This window comes from Myxococcus sp. CA056, assembly GCF_013336715.1.
GTDB classification, from domain to species: Bacteria; Myxococcota; Myxococcia; order Myxococcales; family Myxococcaceae; genus Myxococcus; species Myxococcus llanfairpwllgwyngyllgogerychwyrndrobwllllantysiliogogogochensis.
In genome coordinates, this window is sequence record NZ_JABUMT010000001.1 from 1,672,022 (window position 1) to 1,690,921 (window position 18,900).

Annotated in this window: 17 protein-coding genes; 5 read left to right on the forward strand and 12 right to left on the reverse strand. The window is 69.7% G+C overall.

All coding sequences use genetic code 11. The features are described 5' to 3' along the window. Positions 1-9: 9 nt before the first annotated feature. From HUA76_RS06810 to HUA76_RS06825, 4 genes are all read right to left on the reverse strand, one after another. On the reverse strand, positions 10-1,071 hold the full coding sequence (locus tag HUA76_RS06810; protein WP_141641865.1) for a hypothetical protein: 1,062 nt from the start codon (positions 1,069-1,071) through the stop codon (positions 10-12). Beyond that, positions 1,064-1,381 (reverse strand): hypothetical protein, encoded by a 318-nt coding sequence (locus HUA76_RS06815; RefSeq protein ID WP_174456055.1) that lies wholly within the window; start codon positions 1,379-1,381, stop codon positions 1,064-1,066. The genes HUA76_RS06810 and HUA76_RS06815 overlap by 8 nt, the downstream gene beginning before the upstream one ends. 5 nt (positions 1,382-1,386) lie before the next feature. Continuing rightward, positions 1,387-2,208 (reverse strand): hypothetical protein, encoded by an 822-nt coding sequence (locus tag HUA76_RS06820; protein WP_174456056.1) that lies wholly within the window; start codon positions 2,206-2,208, stop codon positions 1,387-1,389. A gap of 114 nt (positions 2,209-2,322) precedes the next feature. Further along, a complete protein-coding gene (locus tag HUA76_RS06825; RefSeq protein WP_174456057.1) occupies positions 2,323-2,493 on the reverse strand; it encodes a hypothetical protein in 171 nt (56 codons plus the stop codon). A gap of 153 nt (positions 2,494-2,646) precedes the next feature. Between HUA76_RS06825 and HUA76_RS06830 the strand changes: the two genes are divergently transcribed. Beyond that, positions 2,647-3,399, forward strand: coding sequence for a pyridoxine 5'-phosphate synthase (locus tag HUA76_RS06830; protein ID WP_174460329.1), 753 nt, complete (start codon positions 2,647-2,649; stop codon positions 3,397-3,399). 20 nt (positions 3,400-3,419) lie between these two features. On the opposite strand, the gene HUA76_RS06835 is transcribed toward HUA76_RS06830, so the two are convergent. From HUA76_RS06835 to HUA76_RS06860, 6 genes are read right to left on the reverse strand one after another with little or no spacing between them, the layout of a single operon-like run. Beyond that, positions 3,420-4,472, reverse strand: coding sequence for a phosphotransferase (locus HUA76_RS06835; RefSeq protein WP_174460330.1), 1,053 nt, complete (start codon positions 4,470-4,472; stop codon positions 3,420-3,422). Beyond that, positions 4,469-5,344, reverse strand: a complete 876-nt coding sequence (locus HUA76_RS06840; RefSeq protein WP_174456060.1) for an SDR family oxidoreductase — start codon at positions 5,342-5,344, stop codon at positions 4,469-4,471. The genes HUA76_RS06835 and HUA76_RS06840 overlap by 4 nt, the downstream gene beginning before the upstream one ends. A 27-nt stretch (positions 5,345-5,371) precedes the next feature. After that, a complete protein-coding gene (locus tag HUA76_RS06845; protein ID WP_174456061.1) occupies positions 5,372-6,310 on the reverse strand; it encodes a carbohydrate kinase family protein in 939 nt (312 codons plus the stop codon). Positions 6,311-6,355: 45 nt separating this feature from the next. Continuing rightward, positions 6,356-7,000, reverse strand: a complete 645-nt coding sequence (locus tag HUA76_RS06850; RefSeq protein ID WP_174460331.1) for a hypothetical protein — start codon at positions 6,998-7,000, stop codon at positions 6,356-6,358. A gap of 18 nt (positions 7,001-7,018) precedes the next feature. Next, positions 7,019-8,056, reverse strand: coding sequence for a zinc-binding dehydrogenase (locus HUA76_RS06855; protein ID WP_141641857.1), 1,038 nt, complete (start codon positions 8,054-8,056; stop codon positions 7,019-7,021). A 22-nt stretch (positions 8,057-8,078) separates the two neighbouring features. Next, positions 8,079-9,392, reverse strand: a complete 1,314-nt coding sequence (locus HUA76_RS06860) for an aspartate aminotransferase family protein (protein WP_217439248.1) — start codon at positions 9,390-9,392, stop codon at positions 8,079-8,081. A 144-nt stretch (positions 9,393-9,536) separates the two neighbouring features. Between HUA76_RS06860 and HUA76_RS06865 the strand changes: the two genes are divergently transcribed. Together HUA76_RS06865 and fba are read left to right on the forward strand one after the other, a co-directional pair. Beyond that, positions 9,537-10,313 carry an HAD family phosphatase gene (locus tag HUA76_RS06865; RefSeq protein ID WP_174460332.1) on the forward strand — a complete coding sequence of 259 codons (777 nt, stop codon included), beginning with the start codon at positions 9,537-9,539 and terminating at the stop codon, positions 10,311-10,313. Positions 10,314-10,425: 112 nt separating this feature from the next. After that, positions 10,426-11,520 (forward strand): class II fructose-bisphosphate aldolase, encoded by a 1,095-nt coding sequence (fba, locus tag HUA76_RS06870; protein WP_174456064.1) that lies wholly within the window; start codon positions 10,426-10,428, stop codon positions 11,518-11,520. Positions 11,521-11,598: 78 nt separating this feature from the next. On the opposite strand, the gene HUA76_RS06875 is transcribed toward fba, so the two are convergent. Then, positions 11,599-12,084: a hypothetical protein gene (locus tag HUA76_RS06875; protein WP_174456065.1), complete on the reverse strand. Its 486-nt coding sequence runs from the start codon at positions 12,082-12,084 to the stop codon at positions 11,599-11,601. A 289-nt stretch (positions 12,085-12,373) separates the two neighbouring features. On the opposite strand from HUA76_RS06875, the gene HUA76_RS06880 reads away from it, so the two are divergent. Together HUA76_RS06880 and HUA76_RS06885 are read left to right on the forward strand one after the other, a co-directional pair. Then, positions 12,374-13,351, forward strand: coding sequence for an NYN domain-containing protein (locus HUA76_RS06880; RefSeq protein ID WP_174460333.1), 978 nt, complete (start codon positions 12,374-12,376; stop codon positions 13,349-13,351). 388 nt (positions 13,352-13,739) lie between these two features. Further along, positions 13,740-16,703 (forward strand): M36 family metallopeptidase, encoded by a 2,964-nt coding sequence (locus HUA76_RS06885; RefSeq protein WP_254614003.1) that lies wholly within the window; start codon positions 13,740-13,742, stop codon positions 16,701-16,703. A gap of 109 nt (positions 16,704-16,812) precedes the next feature. Here HUA76_RS06885 and HUA76_RS06890 read toward each other — a convergent pair whose 3' ends face one another. Continuing rightward, on the reverse strand, positions 16,813-18,855 hold the full coding sequence (locus HUA76_RS06890; RefSeq protein ID WP_141641851.1) for a PilZ domain-containing protein: 2,043 nt from the start codon (positions 18,853-18,855) through the stop codon (positions 16,813-16,815). Positions 18,856-18,900 lie beyond the last annotated feature (45 nt).

The following is an 18,900-nucleotide window of genomic DNA, read 5'->3' on the forward strand; positions in this document are numbered from 1 at the left end:
CGGGTGGACTCAGTCCTCCACGGTGAAGACCGTCGGCCCTTCCTCCGGGCCGTAGAAGTCGAGCAGCTCGCGGTGATAGGCCATCGTCAGCCGGCAGAAGGTGATGAGCCGTCGCCGGATGCGCGCCTGGTCCGCCGCGGTGAGAGGGCCCGCGTCCGCGAAGGGCTCGCGACCGAACTGGTCATGGTCGTCGCTGCAATCCCCCACGTCGTGGTCCCTGAACGGCCCGAACGCCTCCACCGGCAACACCGCGTGCTCCGTGAAGCGCTCCCAGAACTTCCCCACCGTGGCCAGCGCCGTCGGGTCTCCCTCACCCACGCCGATGCAGGCCGAATACGACAGCGGGTCCGCCATCCCCAGCCAGCGCAGGTGGTTGATGAGCGCCTGCATCGCGATGAGCGGCGACGCGCGCTCCAGGTCCGCCTCCGTCAACCCCGCCGCGAGCAACCCGCGCTTCAACCACGCGTGGTGCCAGTACTCGAACGACAGGTGCTCGCTCAGGATGGTCTTCAGCCGCTCCGTCGGCTGTGACGCCACCGCCGCGCTCTGGTGCGACGAGGCCGCCGCCGCGAAGTGGTAGTTCTCCAGCAGGTAGCCCACCGCCAGACGACGCGACACCGGCCCCGTCCAGAACCGTCGCAGCATCGACGACGGCCCCCAGCGCTGCTGCGCGATGCCCGCCAGCGAGCGCAGGTGCTCGTAGTACGTCAGCGCATCCACCTCCAGCCCGCTCGTCTGCACCAGCACCGCGCGGTGATACAGGTCCTGCGCCACCGACGACACCAGCTCAAGCCCCAGCCGCGTCTCCTTCGCGATGTCCGCCAGGGTCCGCTTGCCATCCAACAACTGAATCACGCGCCACGCCTGGTCGGCGCTCTCGCTGTCGATGGTCATCACCTCCCAGGGCTCACCCTCCGCCGCGCCGAGCACCAGCTCGCGCCGCGCCAGTCCCTCCGGGCGCACCCAGTTCGCCAGGGCAAGTCGAGTCGCCGGCAAGAGCGGCCCCGGCTCACGGGTAGAGGGATGCCAGGCACGTCCGATGATGGGAAGGTGGCCGTTGTTGTCACTCATGGGTTTCACCGCCTGCGGATGGGTTGCTTGTGGAAGGGTGGGCGACGAGCGAGACGAGTTCCTGCTCGGCGAAGGCACTCAGCGTGTCGCGGGTGATGGACCGGGCCAGCTCCAGCGCCCAGCCCCGCTCGCTGTGCAGCGCCTCCGCCACCTGGGCCACCGTCCTCACGCCGTCACAGGCGCGCCAGACGGCGTCGGTGCCTTCGTCCAAATCGAAGTAGTAGTTGTCGAGGATGAGGTGCACCTGCCCCTCGGCTCGACGGCGCCGCACACGCAGGTGCGTGACGGGAACGAGCGTGTCCAAATCCATGGCGCTCATTCCTCGATGACATCCGTGAGCTGGTTGCACAGCCGGATGCATGTCTCCAGATAGGTCTTCAAATCCTCCGGACGCTGACGCAGCCGCGCGCCATCCGGGAACTGGAGTTCCCAGAAGCGCTGCTCGAACTTGCGCGCCTCTTCGTCTCCACTCGCGACGAACTGCCCCAGGATGCGTGTGCGCCACTTGCGCCGGATGTTCGTGCTACCCCGGTAGTGACAGAAGGCGTCGCAGGTGGAGTTGAGCAACTCCCGCGCGCGCATCAGCGCCACGTCCGGCTGCTCCATCATCCCGTAGAGGTCCTCGAGCGCGTCGTCGACCTCGCGAATCTTCACCTCCAAGAGCCACCGCGACAGGCGACGGAAGTCGAAGCGCGAGCGCAGCCTGTCCAGCCGGCCGTCATGCATCAGCGCCACCCCCGTGCGCACACGGTGCAGGAAGACGATTTCGTCCTCCGTCATCCGCCGCTCCATCATCACGTTGTCCCGCCCGCCTTCTTTCAGGTCCAACGCGGCGAGCTTCGCGGCGAGCACCTCCACCGACGCCTCGCTCCAGTACTCGAAGTCCACGCGGCGCTTGCCGAGCATGTGCACGGAGAAGAGCGCGTCCCCGGCCTTGTGCAGGCTGGTGCCCGTCGGTTCGCCTCCGCCGACGACGAACACGTCGATGTCGGAGAAGGCATTGCCCATGCCCTCCACCAGGGAGCCGGACAGGAACACGGCGGCCTCGATTGCGGGCGTCAGCGACTCCAGCGCCAGCAGGTGGCCAAGGTCCACGCCAAGCAGGTTCATCAGTTCGTCACGCGAGGGCTGAGTCATGAGGGCGGCGACACCAGAAGCGAGAAGAGGAAGGAAGGCGCGAGCCGGGTTCAGTGGCCCGCGCCTCCCCTGCATGAGCCTCAACGGCTCACGCGGTCAGCCTTCACCCGGCAATCACAGCACCGGGAAGACGCGGCCCGGCCCGATGACGATGGGACCGGGCAGCGTGACGATGGGGCCGGGCAGCGTGACGACGGGACCCGGGATGGTGGAGATGGAACCACCGACGACGCACTTCATGGTGTCGGCGGACAGCTTGATGGCAACGCTACGGGGCTTGTTCATGGTGTTGCTCCTTGAGGTGTCTGCGTTTCACTACGTGCTGCGTGCTGCACCTGGCGCGGCCAGGACTCGGGCCGCTTGAATCGGAAGAGACGTGGGAGACACACGACACGGCGGCCATGCGAGGATGGGCCCCTGGAACCCGGAGGTCCGTCGATGCGTGCCCCTGTGCCGACACCCCTGCTGCGCGTGGGTCTCAACAAGGTCGCCCTGCTGCGCTCGTCGCGCGGCGGCGCCGTGCCTGATTTGACGGAGGCCGCGCGCACGCTCATCGAAGGCGGCTGCCGCGCGCTGATGGTCCACCAGTGGTCCGACCACCGGCACGTGAAGCCCCACGACATCACCGCGCTCGCCGCCCTGGACGCCGTGCGCGAAGGCCACGCCACGCTGCATGTCGGCGGAGACCTGCGCGAGGACCTCGGCGCGCTGCTGGAGCGCACCCCCGGCGTCGGCTGCTGGGTGGTGACACCCTTCGAGGCCCAACACCTCACCACCCAGCGCGGCTGGCGCCCCGAGGACGACCAGCCCCGGCTGGCGCACTGGGCCCAGACGCTGCGAGGCCGCACGCGCATCTCCGTGTTCGTGGACCCGGAGCCAGAGGCCGTGGACCTGGTCGCGCGTGCCGGCGTCGCCGCCGTGGAACTGAACTGTCGCGACTATGTGGAGGGCTTCGGCACGCCCACGCAGGAGCGCGCGCTGGAGGCCCTGTCGCGCGCCGCGGACCGCGCACGCGAGCACGGCCTGGACGTCAATGCGGCGCATGACCTGGACCGCCGCCACCTGTCTCCGCTGATTCGCGCCGTGCGCCCCACGCTCGTCTCCGTGGGGCACGCCTTCGTGGCCGCCGCCGTCATCGCGGGCCTGCGGGCGGTGCTGCCCGGCTTCCTCCACGCGGCCTCGCAGGACTGAGCGCTTCTTCGCGACGCGCGTCATCGCGACACCTCCGCACCCCGGGTGCCGTGACGCTCCAGCGCCTCCGCGAGCAGCCGCACGCCCGTGGCATGCAGCACCTGCGCGATGTCCTCGGTGCGAGGAGTCACCGGCGCCAGTTGGAACGGCGCGTTGGCCAAAAGCAGCAGCGGCGTGACGAAGTCCCACCGCACGCGCCAATCCGTGTCCCCTCGCGCCAGTGCCCGCGCGGGCAGCTCTTCACCCAGCCACACATCCAGCGCGGCGAAGCGCTCCAGGGCGGGACGCGCCCACAAGGCCCACTCCCACGACAGGCGCCCTTCCTCCTCGGACACCCGGGCCGCGCCAGCGCGCGCCAAATCGTAGAGGCCGCTCGTGCACGTGCGCAGCTTGGCCAGGTCCTCCAGGTAGTCGCTGTCGGAGTCCCCCGTGGCGGTCGAGCCCCTCGGGTCCAACAACAGGAAGCGACCCGTGGCCGGCTCCAGCAGGACGTTGTCGAACTTGAAGTCGCCGTGGAACCGTCCCACCCGGGGAGGATGCAATCGCGCGAGCAGCGCCGTGTCTCGCTCCAGCTCACGCACCAGCTCGGCCGCGCTCCGGTGAAGCCGGCCGTTGAGGTCCAGGCTCCCCGCGGCGCACAGCCGGTCGAAGCGGGCGGACAGCCCCCGGCCCGCGCTCGCGCGACGCCAGTACTTGTCCACATAGCTGGCGTGGAAGAAGCCCTCGGGCGCGGGACGGTGGTGGTCCGCATAGAGCGTGTCGAAGGCGAAGGACACGATGCTCCGCGTGCCGCTCACGGCCTCACCCACCGTCAGCGTGCCGTCCACCAGCACGCGCGACAGCTCCGGCCACGGACAGAAGTCCATGTCGTATTCGGCCCAGTCCGCGCCGGTGCGCACCTCCAGCACTCGAGGGAAGCGCTCTGCCGCGCGCGGAGGCAGCTCGCGCAGCCACGCCACCTCACGCAGCAGCTTGTCGCGCCCATGCGTGGCGCGCTTGGTGACGCGACTGCCCGACACGCGCACGTCGCGCACCACCCCGCGCCAGTCGCCCTCTGCTCGCGCGCCGCTCACAGGCCCGCCTCCCGCTGGTGCCGGAGGACATCCAGTCCCTCGGAGAGAGAGAATGGCGTCTTCAGTCCCAGCGCCGTCAGTCGCGTGGACACCAGGCGGTTGTCCCGAGGCCGCACCGCGAGCGACGACTCCTTGCGCGCGCGCACCAGCGACACATCCAGGTTGAAGGCATGGGCCAGCCGCCGCGCCCACGCGTACTTGGTGGTGGCCTCGGCGCCACTGAAGTGCAGCACGCCGCGCACGCCGCCGCCCGCGAGCCGCGCCAGCAGTCCCGCCACCTCGTCCACCAGCACCGGGTAGCGCACCTGCTCGCCGTCCACGTACACGGGCAGGCCCGTGGACAAGTGCTCCAGCGTGGACGTGACGAAGGTGGACTTCTCGTCCGGGCCGGTGAGGCCGTAGAGCAACGGCACGCGCAGCACCAGCGCGTCCTCCAGCGTCAGCGCCAGCAATTCCCCCTCGCGCTTGGTGACGCCGTAGTGCTGGAGCGGCCGGGGTGCGTCCGTCTCCACGTACGTGCGGGCGGGGGCACCATCGAAGACATGGTCGGTGGACACGTAGAGCAGCCGCGTGCGCGTGCGTCGGCACGCCTCCACCACGTGGCCCGTGCCTCCCACGTTGATGCTCGTCGCGGCGGACCGGTGACGCTCGCAGTCGTCCAGGTTGCAGCGCGCCGCCGCGTGGATGCACACGTCGAAGCCGCCCTCCACGAAGGCCGCGTCCACGGCGCGTGCGTCGGTGATGTCCAGGCGCATGAGCCCCTGGCGCGGCGTCGTGCTCCAGGTCCCCTGGGCCTGGACGCCCTCCATCAACAGCGCGCGCATCACCCTGCGCCCCAGAAATCCGCTCGCCCCCGTGACGATGACCTTCATGGCCAGCCCCCCGTGTCCCCGCCGCCGCTAGAGCAGCGACAGAGACGCGCCCCCGCTCGTGCCCAGTCCCACACCCAGCAGCGCCAGCCGGTCCACTCCCGCGCGCGGCCCCGGGACGCCGCACTTCACCGCCGCCACCTTCGTCGCGAAGCGCAGCGCCTCACCAAAGCCATGCCCCGCCTGCACCGCCGCGATGTAGCCCGCGTGGAACGCGTCCCCCGCTCCCGTCGTGTCCACCACCTCGCAGCGCTCCGCCGCGACGCGGTGGTGCTCACCCTGCGCCGTCCACCCCTCGCAGCCCTCCGCGCCCAGCGTCCCCACCACCACGCGCAGTCCCCCGGCCAGCAGCGTGCGCGCGGCGGCGGACAGCTCGCGCTCCCCCGTCAGCTCGCGCAGCACCTTGCCCGGCGCGACCAGGCTCGTGAGGTACGGCAAGAGCGGCCGTGCCTCCTCCGCGACCTCCGCGTCCGCCAGCACCGGCAGTCCCTGGGCCCGCGCGCGCCTCGCCAGCGCCCGCGAGAAGGCGGGCTCGTGCCCGTCCAGGTACACCAGCCCGCATTGCTCCAGCGGCGCGGCGTCCGCGGGGATGCCGTCCATGCGCAGCCGCGCGTCCTTGTGCATCACCAGCGAGCGCGTGCCGTGCGTGGTGTCCACGATGATGGCGGCCGAGTGCTGCGGACAGTCCGCCACCGTGAGGCTGCCCTCCACCACCACGCCGGACTCCACCAGCGAGCCGCGCGCCAGCCGTCCGAAGTCCCCGCCCCCGAAGACGCCGAAGTAGCGCGTGCGCACGCCCAGCGCGCCCAGCATCGCCGCGACGTTGGCGCCCTGCCCGCCGCCGAAGAAGCGCAGCCCGTCCGCCTGCACCTTGCCGTCCGTCACCAGCGCGTCGCGCGTGGAGAAGACGATGTCCACCGTGTTGTTGCCGATGACGAGCACTTCCATGGTGCCTTCCCGTGCCTGCATTGCCTGCCCTTTCCTGGCGCTGCGCCGCTCCCCCGCCCTGGCCACCTAGCGAGCCACCACCGGCCGCACCTGCGCCGGGGCCTCCGCATGCAGTCGGCGCAGCACGTCCGTCGCGATGCGCTCCGCCACCTGCTCCGGCCGCAGCTCGCTGGTGTCCACCACCGTCCAGCGCTCCTCGGCGGGCAGCAGCGACACGAGGTACTCGTCGTAGGCCTGGTGCCGCTCCGGGTTGTCGCGCAGGTACGTGTCACGCACCGACTTGGAGGGACGCAGCAGCGCCCGCTCCCGCTTCGCCTTCGGCGTGGACGTCAGGTAGTAGTTGAACGCGAACGGCAGGTGCTCATCCCAGATGAGCTGGCTGGGCAGCCCCGACACATCCGGGTGGAAGAAGCGGTTGCGCCCCACCTGGCTGAGCCAGTGTCTGTCCTGGACGAGGAAGCCCGACGGCAACCCGCGGTGACAGCGCGCCAGGTCGAGCAGGATGTTCGCCGAGTAGAACCAGTCAATCTCAAGCAGGTCCGGCGTGCGCTTCGCCTCGGCCAGGAAGTGGTCGAGGATGGGCATGTCGAACACGTAGCAATGCCCCAGCCGCGCCGGCAGTCCCGCCGCCGACAGGCGCGCGCCCAACAGCTTGCATACCGTCGTCTTGCCCGCGTAGTCCGTGCCTTCAATCAGCAGTCCGTGAATCATGTGCGCCTCGCTCGGGCTTCAGGGTTGGAGGACGACCTTCAGCGCGCCGGCGGGAGGGCCCTGACGCCGGGCGCCCACGTCACAGCCCACCAGCGCCAGTCCCTCGCGGAACGACGCCAGCGGCAGGCGGTGCGACACCAGTCGGCGTGCGGGCACCACGCCCGAGGCGATGAGGTGCAGCGCGGTGGCGAAGCTGCCATCCAGCGAATCGATGGAGCCCTGCACGGACAGGCTGCGGTCCGCGATACCACCCACGTCCAGCGCCACCTCGTGTCGCTTGAGGCCCACCAGCAACAGCTGCCCGCCGCGAGACAGCTTCGTCAGCGCCTCACCCGCCAGTCGCCCCGTGGTGTCCACCACCACGTCCAGCGGCGTCGCATCCGAGGCGTGGCGTGCGCAGACCTCGTCCAGGGACTCCGCCACCGTCCAGCGCCGGTCCACCACTTCGCGGCACAGCTCCCGCCGCGCGGCCGAGCGCTCCACCAACGTGCCCGTCAACCCCAGGCCCGCCAGCACCCACGCGTACAACACGCCCATGGGCCCACCGCCGAGCACCACCGTGCGCAGCGACGGACGCAGGCGCAGCTGGTTGGCGCCCGTGACGGCGCAGCTCAGCGGCTCGGTGAGGCTGGCCTCCTCGAAGCCCACGTGCGCGGGCAGCGTGTAGAGGAAGCGCTCCGTCGTCTTGTGCAGCGGCGCCATGGTGCCGTCAGCGCTGACGCCCGTCTCCGTCTCACCCTTGCGCTGGCAGTGGTTCTGCCGTCCGGTGCGGCACAGCCGGCACTGGCCGCAGTGGAAGGTCGGGTCGATGACGACGCGGTCCCCCACCTGGACGTGGCGCACGGAGGGGCCCACGGCGACGACTTCGCCCGCGGACTCGTGGCCCAGCACCACACCGGGCTTCGCCGCGTACTCGCCGCCAATGATGCCCAGGTCCGTGCCGCAGATGCCGGTGGCGCGAACGCGCACCATCACCTCGTCGTGCACGGGCGCGGACGGCTCGGCACGCTCGCGCAGCTCCAGCTCCCAGGCTGTCGTGTACACCACTGCCCTCATGTGCTCCCCCTCGAGTCCCGACTCAGCCCACGTCCGCGAGCGCGCGTGACAGCCGCGCGACGATTTCTTCCAGGTCGTCCTGCGTCGCGATGAGCGGAGGCCGCACCTTCACCACGTTGCCGAAGCTGTAGCGGGAGCCACGCAGCACCAGTTGGTGTCGCTCACCCGCCACGCGGATGAGCGCCAGCGTCTTCTCCACGTCCGGCGAGCCATCCGCGCGCACGATTTCCAGGCCCCACATGTACCCGAGGCCCCGCACGTCGCCGATGCACGGATAGCGCGTGGCGAGCTGCCCCAGCAGCTCTCCCAACACGATTCCGTTGCGCCGCACGTTGGCCAGCAGGTGGCCGGACGTCATCGCCTTCAACGTCGCGGACGCCGCGGTGAGCGCCAGCGGATTGCACCCCGAGGTGAAGGAATGCTCGTGGCTCTCCATCACATCCAGCGCGCCCTCGAAGAGCACCGCCGCCACCGGGATGCCGATGCCGCCCAGGCCCTTGGCCAGGGTGACGATGTTCGGCTTGAAGCCGAGCGCCTCCGAGGCGAACAGGTGCCCGGTGCGCCCCATCCCCGTCTGCACCTCGTCCGCGATGAGGAGGATGCCCTTCTCTTCACAGAGCTTGTTGAGCGCCTGGAAGTAGCCAGGGGGAGGCACCACGTTGCCGCCGTTGCCCAGCACGGGCTCCACCAGCATGCACGCCACCGAGCCGCTGCTCGCGTACTCGACGAAGTCGCTGATGCGCTCCACGCACAGCATCCCGCAGCCGGGGTACTTCGCCTTGTAGAAGCAGCGATAACAGTACGGTGCCGGCACCTTCACCGAGTGCGGTGACACCGACTCCGGGAAGCCCTTGCGACGAAACGCGTTGCCCGAAATCGCCGTGGTGAACTGCGTCTGTCCATGGTGGGAGAGAAAGAGGCTGAGGATGTCCGTCTTCCCCGTGGCCTTCTGCGCCACCTGCACCGCGCACTCGTTGGCGGTGGAGCCGGTGATGTCTCGCATCCACCCGGCCGTCAGGTGCGCGGGCGCATGCGCGAGCAGCTCCGAGAGCACCTGCTTCGCCTGCCCCGCCATCAGCGAAGAGCTGGCGTGCGCCATGCGCCGCAGCTGCTCCATCACGGCGTTCGTCACCTCCGGATGGTCGTACCCCAGAGGCACGTTGAAGGTGCCGGAAGCCGCGTCGAGGAAGGCCGTGCCATCCTCGCGGATCAACCGGATGCCCCGCCCCCGGACGAACTCCTCCCCCGAGCGAGCCCCTCCTGACGCGACTTCGGACGCACCCTCTCGTACATCCGGCCCTTCCCCAGAAAGGACCTTCAGGTTGAGATTGGACAAGCGTGTTCCCCCAACGGCGTGAAACGTCCCCCCTTGGACGTTTCAATTCCCCGCGCTGCTGGAGAGTGAACGGAGCCTCGAAAAATCCTTCGGTGAATCAACGGGGGTTGGCCACGCGAAGGCGTCCGGCCAGGATGTCACGCCATGAAGATGGAGCACGTGGAGCAGACGCTGGAGCGCATCGCTCGCGAGGCGCGGGCCACGCCGGGGGGCCTCCTGGCGTTCGACGGAGACGGCACGCTGTGGAGCGGTGACGTCGGGGACGACTTGTTCATGGCCGTGACGGGGCGCGACGCCGTGCGCGACGCGGCCCGCCCCCGGATGGAGCAGGTGGCCGCCGCGCACGGCCTGGAGCTGGAGGGCAGCAACAGCACGCTGGCCCGCAGGCTGTTCACCGCCTTCCAGGCCGGCCGCATCGCCGAGCACGACATCTGCGAGATGGCGACGTGGCTGTTCGCCGGCTGGGAGGTGGAGGAGCTGCGCGCCTTCGCTCGCGGCGTGGTGGAGTCACACGGCGTGGCCGAGCGCGTCCACCCGGAGGTGCGCCGCGTGGTGGACTGGGCCCGTGAGAATGACGTCCCCTGTTACGTGGTGAGCGCCTCGCCGCTCGCCGTCGTGGAGGCCGCCGCGCGCGTGGTGGGCATCCCCTCCGAGCACGTCATCGCCAGCACCCCCCAGTCCTCGGGCGGCACGGTGCTGCCGGACGTCATCGCCCCCATCCCCTACGGCCCCGGGAAGGTGACGTGTCTGAGAGCGCGCACCGAGCGGCCCTTGTACGCCGCCTTCGGGGACAACGTGTTCGATTTGGAGCTGCTCACCGAGTCCCGGGTGCCTGTCGCGGTGCGTCCCAAGCCCCGCCTGCTGGAGCGCGCGGACCGCCTGCCCCCGCTGGTCCAATTGCACCCAGTGACCACCCGCTGACAGCGTCGGCTGGGGAACGCGTCCGGCGAGCTTTTGGCGGCGCCCTCGGGCGCGTCCGTGCTAACTCAGGCGCCGCACTTACTCGAAACAACCGCCACGGAGAGACACAGTCATGCCGCTCATCGCCCTGCGTCCCCTGCTCGACTACGCCGCCGCCAACAACTTCGGGGTCGCCGCGCTCAACGTCAACAACATGGAGCAGATCCAGGCCATCATGGAGGCCGCTCGCGCCACCCAGAGCCCGGCCATCATCCAGGCGTCGCGCGGGGCGCGGAAGTACACCAATGACTTGTTCCTCCGGAACCTGATGCAGGCCGCGGTGGAGCTCTACCCGGAGATTCCGGTGGTCATGCACCAGGACCACGGCAACTCGCCGGAGACCTGCATCAGCGCCATCCGCATGGGCTTCACCAGCGTGATGATGGACGGCTCGCTGGAAGAGGACGGCAAGTCGCCCTCCACCTACGAGTACAACGTCGCCGTCACGCGCGAAGTCGTCAACGTGGCCCACCGCTTCGGCGTGTCGGTGGAAGGTGAGCTGGGCGTGCTGGGCTCGCTCGAGAGCGGCATGGGCGAGAAGGAGGACGGCCACGGCGCCGAGGGCAAGCTCACGCTGGAGCAGCTCCTCACGGACCCGGACCAGGCGGTGGACTTCGTCAACCGCACGGGCATCGACGCGCTCGCCGTCGCCATGGGCACCAGCCACGGCGCCTACAAGTTCTCCCGCAAGCCCAGTGGTGATGTGCTCGCCATGAGCCGCATCGAGGAGATCCACAAGAAGATCCCCAACTGCCACCTGGTGATGCACGGCTCCAGCTCCGTGCCCAAGGAGCTGTGCGACATCATCAACGCCAACGGCGGTCGCATCAAGGAGACCTACGGCGTGCCGGTGGAGGAGATTCAGCGCGGCATCCGCGCGGGCGTGCGCAAAATCAACGTCGACACCGACAACCGGCTCGCCATCACCGGCGCCATCCGCAAGGCCTTCTTCGCCAAGCCGGAGGAGTTCGACCCGCGCTACTACCTGACGCCCGCGCGCGCGGCCATGCAGGCCATCTGCGAGGAGCGGATGAAGCAGTTCGGTCAGGCCGGCCACGCGAAGAAGGTGCCGCACGTCACGCTGGAGCAGATGGCGCGCGACTACACGGCCGGCAAGTTCGGCGAGAACGCGCGGCCCGACACCGTCGTCGGCGCCCAGAAGAAGTAGTTCAACGCGTCGGGAGCTTCGGGGGAGGACCGCCTGCCGTGGCGGCTCCCCCGAACTGCTTCATGAGGCGACCGTGGCTCACTTCTTCTCGCCCGCGAGCGCCGTCGCCATGTTCTGCGTCTCGTTCTCCACCTGGTAGTCGGCAATCACACGCCGGCCCTCCTCGGGAGTCTGCTTCAGCCTGAGTGCCTCCAGGCTCAGGGGCACCACCGCGCCCTCGTCGGGTTGGACGTAGAGGACGCTGCCCTCCAGCGCCACGACGTCGCCCTCAATCTGACGGGTGCGCTTGGGGTCTGGCGTCAGGTCCACGTCGGGCCCCTGGACGATGCGGGTCATGCCCTGGGTGGGCGTGACGTCGGCGCCAATCATGCCGCCCACGTTGAGCGGGGGGACGTTGCCGGCGAGGTTGCCCGTGCGGTCCAAATCTATCTCCAACTGCTCCTGTTCCGCCGTGTTCTGCTGGGGGTCCCTCGCCAGACCCGCGGTGGGCGCCGCCAGTGCCGCCAACACCGGGGCGGCCAGGGCGATGCGCTTCCACCGACTGGACATCGTTTTTCGCGTCATGACTCGTACTCCGGCTGGGGGTCCTTGGACCCGTCTCCCCCGAAGGTAGGCCACGACGTGACGCTCACGCCTGGACCGTGCCCCGGCCACCTCCCAGCGAGGCGGGCCACCGCTCCCGCCGAGTGTTCAGCCGTCGAACGCCACCGCCCCAGGGGGCCGGGAACAGGCTAGGGTGCACCCGCAGGGCCCGGCGGGCGCCCTCCTGACGGAGGAAGCGCCGGGGCTCCATCCGCGCCGCACATCGGCGCCCTATCGCGCCGTACACCGGCGCCTATCGCAGAGGCCGCACGTGAACGGTCGCACCAACGAGCACCGCATCGCCCTTTTTCTCGACTTCGAGAACCTCGTCACCAACACCGGTATCAGCGCTTCCAACTTCGACCTCCAGCCCTCGCTCGACCGGCTGCTGGAGAAGGGGAAGGTGGTCTTCCGTCGCGCCTACTGCGACTGGTCCCGCTTCAACGAAGCGAAGATGGGCCTGCACCGGTTCGGCGTGGAGCTCATCGACGTGCCCCCCTCCACCCGCGCGGGGAAGAACGGCGCGGACATGCGCCTGGTCATCGACGCGCTGGAGCTGTGCTACGCGCGAGAGAGCATCGACACGTTCGTCATCGCCTCCGGCGACAGCGACTTCTGCCCGCTCGCCTACAAGCTGCGTGAGAACGGGCGCACCGTCATCGGGTTGGCGGTGAAGGAGTCCACCTCCCCCCTCTTCGTCAACGCGTGCGACGAGTTCATCTACCTGCGCACCACGCGCCAGCGCTCGGAGAAGGGCGACAAGGGCCGTCATGGCGCGGCGGCCGAGGAAGCGGGGCATGGCAAGCGGGGCCGCCATGGCCGCGACGCGACGGGCAAGGCCGGCAAGGCCGAGGTGGAGAAGGCCGCGCCCTCGGGTGGCAAGGGCCACTCCAAGACGGAGGTCCCGGAGATTGCCCGCGAGGTGGTGCAGAACCTGATTGCCCGCGCCACCGGCCCGGTCAATCCCTCGCTCATCAAGGAGACCATCGTCCGCAAGGAGCCGGACTTCGACGAGCGCGAGCACGGCTTCCCCACGTTCGCCAAGCTGCTCGCCGCGCTGGAGACGGAGGGCGTGCTGCGCCGCATCCAGCAGGGCCGCCAGTGGTACGTCGTCGGTCCGGACGCGGACCTCGCCGGTGGCAGCGAGGCCAAGAGCGAAGGCAAGGGCAAGAAGCACGGCCGGGGCCGCACCGAGGAGGAAGACGAGCTCGAGTCGTACCCGGACCCCGAAGAGGACGACGGGCTCTAGTCGTCGTTGCTTCGTCGCTCCCGCTCCGCCTCCCCTGAGTAGAACCTCGGGGAGGTGTGAGCCCAGGGCAAAGGTCGGGCCCGCGCTGCCCCAGGACCTGCTGGAGCACATGCGGGCCCAGGACTGGCACTGTCCCGTGCTCACCCAGCGGCGGCTGATTGAGGTCTCCGAGGAGCTCTTCAAGGAGCTGAAGAAATCCAAGAAGTTACGGCGACGTTCCTGACGTCGTCTGTAACACGCGACGCTACAAGCGCCCCGCTGTTGTAACGGCGGGCGCTACAGCGCTTCCGACTCTTGCTCGGAAGACTTCATTGGCACGTCCACTGCTCTGTGCGGGGTAGCCGGTTCTCTGTCCCCCGCCGGCTTCATCCCCAGAGCAGGAGTACACATGTCACAGGGTTATTTCCGCCGCCGCCTCACCCAGGCGTTGGTGCTGATGGGAGCGCTGAGCGCTCCCTCCGCCTTCGCCGTCGTGCAGGACTCTCACGGCGCTCGCAACCACGACGCCCGCATCGCCCACAACGTCGGCGTGAAGAAGGCCGTGAGCGCGCTGCAGAAGGACCGGGAAGCCTCGCTGCGCCGCAACGTGCCCGAGCTGCGAGTGGAGCATGACGCCTCCACGGGTCTGGTCCGCTCGCTCGTCAACCCGGTGGGCGCGCTGTCCGGCCGCAGCAGCGGTGACGCGCTCGCCATCGGCCTCTCCTTCGTCCAGTCGCAGCGGGAGCTCCTGGGTCTGGAGCTGACGGACCTGGCGAACCTGGAGGTCACCGACCGCGTCTACTCGCGGCAGAGCGGTGTCACCCACCTGTACCTGCGCCAGACGCACCAGGGCCTGCCGCTCTACAACGGCCAGCTGCAAATCAACGTGGACGGCGAAGGCCGCGTGGTCAGCGTGCACAGCGACTTCCTGCCCTCGCTGGCTCGCGCCGTGCCGAGCACCCAGCCCCGCCTGGACGCCGCCGCCGCCGTCTCCGGGGCCGCGCGTCACCTGGGTCTGAAGCCGCTGACGGCGCCTCGCGCGCTGGAGAAGGACACAGGCCCGCGCCAGCGCACCCGCGTGGAGCAGTCCGGTGTGTCCACCGAGCCCATCGAAGCGCAACTGGCGCTCCTGCCCGTCAACCAGGGCGACGCCCGGCTGGTGTGGAACTTCCAGGTGCACACGCCCGACCGGCGCCACGTCTACGACCTCACGGTGGACGCCACCACGGGCGAGGTGTGGACGCGCTTCGACTGGATTGCCTCGGACGCCTACTCCGTCTATCCGCGCCCCGTGGAGAGCCCCATCCACACCACGCCGCTGCCGCCCATGGACGCGCGGCTCAGCCTCCTCAATCCCGCCAACACCACCGCGTCGCCGTTCGGCTGGCATGACACCGACGGCGTCGTCGGCGCCGAGTACACCCTCCACCGCGGCAACAACGTCCATGCCTACGACGACATCGACGACAACAACCTGCCGCCCGCCGTGGAGCCCGACTGCGGGACGGCGCTCACCTGCAGCTTCCTGTTGGACTTGAGCCTCGGCCCGAGCGCGTACACGTCGGCGGCCGTCACCAACCTGTTCTACTGGAACAACATCATCCACGACATCCAGTACCAGTACGGCTTCGACGAGGCGGGCGGCAACTTCCAGGTCAACAACTACGGCAACCCCGGCCTGGGCAACGACTACGTGCGCGCCGAGGCGCAGGACGGCGAGGACGTCAACAACGCCAACTTCTACACCCCGCCGGATGGCCAGCGTCCGCGCATGCAGATGTACACGTGGACCACCACCTCCCCGGGTCGGGATGGTGATTTGGACAGCGGCATCATCGTCCACGAGGCCGGCCACGGCATCTCCAACCGCCTGGTCGGCGGCCCCAGCAACGTGTCCTGCCTCAACAACAACCAGGCGCCGGGCGAGGGCATCAGCGACTTCCTCGCGCTCGTCTACACCGCGCGCCCCACGCACACGGGCCCCCAGGGGCGCGGCATGGGCACCTACGCGCTGGGCCAGCCCACCACCGGCCTGGGCATCCGCGCGAAGCGCTACAGCACGAACCAGACGGTGAACAACTGGACGTACGCGAGCATCAGCGGCATGGCCGTTCCGCACGGCGTGGGCTCCGTCTTCGCCCAGGCGGCGTGGGAGGCGTACTGGGCCCTGGTGGACCGCTGGGGCTTCAACAGCAACCTCTACAACGCGACGGGCAGCGCCGGTAACCAGCGCATGATGCTGTACCTGACCGAGGGCCTGAAGAACACGCCCTGCAGCCCCACCTTCACCCAGGTGCGCGACGGCATCATCGCCGCGGCGACGACGCTGCACGGCGGCGAGGACGTGTGCCGGCTGTGGACGGCCTTCGCTGGCTTCGGACTCGGCTCGAACGCGGTGTCGGGCACCGCCAACAGCACCTCGCCCACCAACGGCTTCGCCGTGCCCGCCGCCTGCGAGACGGACGTGTGGGGCAAGGACAAGCCGTGGGACACGGGCAACGAGCCGGATGCCGCCACCGCGTCCAACGGCATGTGGGAGAGCGAGGACATCTGGGTCCGCAACTCGACCACCAACGGTCCGCACGAGAACCCGGAGTTCGGTCAGACGAACTACGTCCACGTGAAGGTGCGCAACCGCAGCACGGTGGCCGCGCACAACGTGGTGGTGAAGGTGTACGGCACCAACGCGGCCACCAGCACCTCGTGGCCGGCCGGTTGGACGGAGCTGGGCCAGGCGACGGTGGTGTACCTGCCGGGCGGCGCGGATGACGAAGTCGTCGTCGAGTGGAACCCGGCCGTCCAGGGCCACTACTGCCTGCTGGCGCGGCTGGTGACGCCGGCGGACCCGATGACGACCGTGGAGATTGGCAACCCGGACTACAACACCCGCCAGAACAACAACATCATCTGGCGCAACACCAACGTGGTGAACATGGTGCCGTTCGGCTTCTCCAACGCCACGTTCATCCTGCGCAACACGCTGCGCGAGGCGCGCCAGTTCAACGTGCGCTTCCGTGAGCTGAACGTGGACGTGAAGCGGCCGTTCATCGGGCGCGGCACCATCGTCGTGGACCTGGGCCAGGAGCTGACGGCGCTGTGGGAGAAGAACGGCGGCAAGGCCGAGGGCATCGAGCGCGTGGGTGAGACGCAGTTCCGCGTCGCCGACCCGACCCGCGCGGTGTTCCAGATTCCCCTGCAGCCGCTGCAGGAGTTCAACGTCGGCCTGGAGTTCAAGGACAACGAGTTCACCGGCAAGCAGACGGAGGACTTCGAGCAGTTCGACTTCGCGGCGGTGCTGGAAGACCCGGCGGCCGAGGGGAAGACCCGCGATATCGGCGGCGTGACGTACTACCTGCGCGTGGCGAAGCAGTAGGCGCCTCGCCAGCCGCTTGAAATGAATGAGGCCGGGTGGAGCCGTTCGGGCCACCCGGCCTTTTCATGTCCGCCGACCCAGGCCCGCGGTCAGCGTTCCGTCGGCCCGCTCAGGACGCGGCGCGGGGCGTGGTCGCCTCGCACAGGTGCTCCAGGAACTCGGGCAGCAGGGCGGAGGAGATGATCCACAGCTTGCCCTCGCCCAGGTCGGCCAGGGCGGCGCGCTCGACGTACTCCACGCACGTGGACTCCACGTAGTGGACGAACACGCGGCGGCCGCGCGGCCGGTACCACTCCGCCGCGTGAGCCAGGAGCGCCAGCATGGCCCGCTGCGCCTCCGGCAGCGCGTCATCCACCAGCGGGAACAGGCGCACGCCGTCCAGCACGTTGAAGAGGTTGAGGCCCGGCTGCGCGGACTCCAGCACCGCCAGCGCCACCGCGCGGCCGTCGACACGGGCCACGCGCAGCTCGCGCTCACGGCCCAGGCCCGCCTCGCCCCACTTCGTCCGCGCGCGCGACAGGTCGAAGCGCTCCTCCACCAAATCGAGCGCCTCGCGGTAGGCCACCGGACGGGTGCGCTCCACTTCCTGGAAGAAGCGCGCGCGCTCGGCGTCGGTGGGCACTCCGACGTCGACGTCCGCGGGCACCTCCCACTGGCGCTCCACCTCCGCCTCCATCAGCCGGAAGGGCGTGAGGGACGCCTGGCCGGTGTGCTCGTACCAGTGGGCGAAGTCGAACTTGGTGAAGCGCACCCAGCGCACGTTCGCCTCGCAGAAGGCGATGAACCACTTCACGTCCGGGTCCACCTGCGTGGGCTCGTAGCCGCGCAGGTAGATGTCGCGCAGCGCCTCGCGCGCCGAGGAGCGCTGACCGGGCACGGCCTGGCGCGCGAGCTGATGCGCCATCCACGTCCCCTCGTACGGCTTCACCACCGACAGCGTGGCCTCCAGCGAGTCACCCGACGGGCGCACCACCCGGTAGCCCAGCTTGGTGCGGCCTTCGAGCCGCTCCTGCGTGGCGTCGAACCAGGGACGCTCCTCCACGAAGTCCTCGGGCGACTTGCCCGGCAGGCCGAAGTAGCCGGAGCCCTGGAAGAGCTTCCACGTCGCGTCGCCCCAGTCGCCCTCCACGCGGGTGGACGGGTGCATCTGCGCCTCCACCAGCGCGCGCCACGCCCGAGCACCTTCCGCGTCCAGCGGCCGCACGGACATGCCGCACCGACGTCCCGCCGCGGTGCCGGAGATGTTGCGCACCTCCGCGCGCAGCCGCACCGGCGCCAGGCCCTCCATGGCCACCTCGAGCACCGGCTGACGCAGGCCCGGGTACAGCAGGTCCTCGCCCGGCTCCGTCATGAAGGCCAGGCCCTCGTAGGACAAGTCGAGCACGGGCCGCTTCACATGCACTTGCGGCCACATGGGGTGGTTGAAGGACAGCGTGCACGGGCTGCTCGGCGGCGCGCGACGCAGCCAGCGGTGGCGGTAGCGCACCAGCTCCGAGGGCACCGGCATCACCACCCAGCCGTCCTCCTCGCGCGCCTCGCTCACGTCCAGGTGCACCACGCTGCTGTAGCCGAACGCCTCCAGCACGAAGGGGCCCTGGAGCATGGGGCCATCGAAGCGCCAGCCCATGCGGTTGTTGAGCGCGTCGAAGAAGACCGCCGTGACGGAGACCTTCTGCCCGTCCGCGGTGCGCGCCATGCCTCGCGCCTGACGACCCGCGAGCGCCTCGCAGATGCGCGCGACGCGCTCCTTGCGGTCGATGCGCTCCTTCCACACCGGCCGCGTCTCCGGCGGCAACAAGAGGCCGTTGTCGCGCAGCGCCTCCAGCACCGTGACGATGCGACGGCCCGCGTCCAGCGGCGGCGACACGAAGCGAAGGCTGACCTCCGGCCTTGTGCCGCGCACCTCCATCACCTCCGCGTCCAGCGACGTCGCCCAGCGCTCACCCTGGCCCAGCACCACCGACGCGGCCTGCCCCGGACGCGGCAGCGCGTTCGAGTCCAGGTGCAGCGTCAGGTGCTCCAGCGAGAGCTGAATCAGCCGGCCCGGCGTGTCGCTGTTGCCGAACGAAGCCACCGCAGTCAGCTCCGTCCCCACCCGGTAGCCGAGCACCGACTCCCGGCCGCGCGTCCCGTCCCGTGTGTCCGCCTGCATGCCAGCTCCGTTGTGTGAATGGAGACGAGTGTACGACTTCGGGCG

Bases quoted from the DNA above. Each gene is read 5' to 3' on its own strand.
- HUA76_RS06810 (WP_141641865.1), bottom strand. From the start codon at position 1,071: ATGAGTGACAACAACGGCCACCTTCCCATCATCGGACGTGCCTGGCAT.
- HUA76_RS06815 (WP_174456055.1), bottom strand. From the start codon at position 1,381: ATGGATTTGGACACGCTCGTTCCCGTCACGCACCTGCGTGTGCGGCGC.
- HUA76_RS06820 (WP_174456056.1), bottom strand. From the start codon at position 2,208: ATGACTCAGCCCTCGCGTGACGAACTGATGAACCTGCTTGGCGTGGAC.
- HUA76_RS06825 (WP_174456057.1), bottom strand. From the start codon at position 2,493: ATGAACAAGCCCCGTAGCGTTGCCATCAAGCTGTCCGCCGACACCATG.
- HUA76_RS06830 (WP_174460329.1), top strand. From the start codon at position 2,647: ATGCGTGCCCCTGTGCCGACACCCCTGCTGCGCGTGGGTCTCAACAAG.
- HUA76_RS06840 (WP_174456060.1), bottom strand. From the start codon at position 5,344: ATGAAGGTCATCGTCACGGGGGCGAGCGGATTTCTGGGGCGCAGGGTG.
- HUA76_RS06845 (WP_174456061.1), bottom strand. From the start codon at position 6,310: ATGCAGGCACGGGAAGGCACCATGGAAGTGCTCGTCATCGGCAACAAC.
- HUA76_RS06850 (WP_174460331.1), bottom strand. From the start codon at position 7,000: ATGATTCACGGACTGCTGATTGAAGGCACGGACTACGCGGGCAAGACG.
- HUA76_RS06855 (WP_141641857.1), bottom strand. From the start codon at position 8,056: ATGAGGGCAGTGGTGTACACGACAGCCTGGGAGCTGGAGCTGCGCGAG.
- HUA76_RS06865 (WP_174460332.1), top strand. From the start codon at position 9,537: ATGAAGATGGAGCACGTGGAGCAGACGCTGGAGCGCATCGCTCGCGAG.
- fba (WP_174456064.1), top strand. From the start codon at position 10,426: ATGCCGCTCATCGCCCTGCGTCCCCTGCTCGACTACGCCGCCGCCAAC.
- HUA76_RS06875 (WP_174456065.1), bottom strand. From the start codon at position 12,084: ATGACGCGAAAAACGATGTCCAGTCGGTGGAAGCGCATCGCCCTGGCC.
- HUA76_RS06885 (WP_254614003.1), top strand. From the start codon at position 13,740: ATGTCACAGGGTTATTTCCGCCGCCGCCTCACCCAGGCGTTGGTGCTG.
- HUA76_RS06890 (WP_141641851.1), bottom strand. From the start codon at position 18,855: ATGCAGGCGGACACACGGGACGGGACGCGCGGCCGGGAGTCGGTGCTC.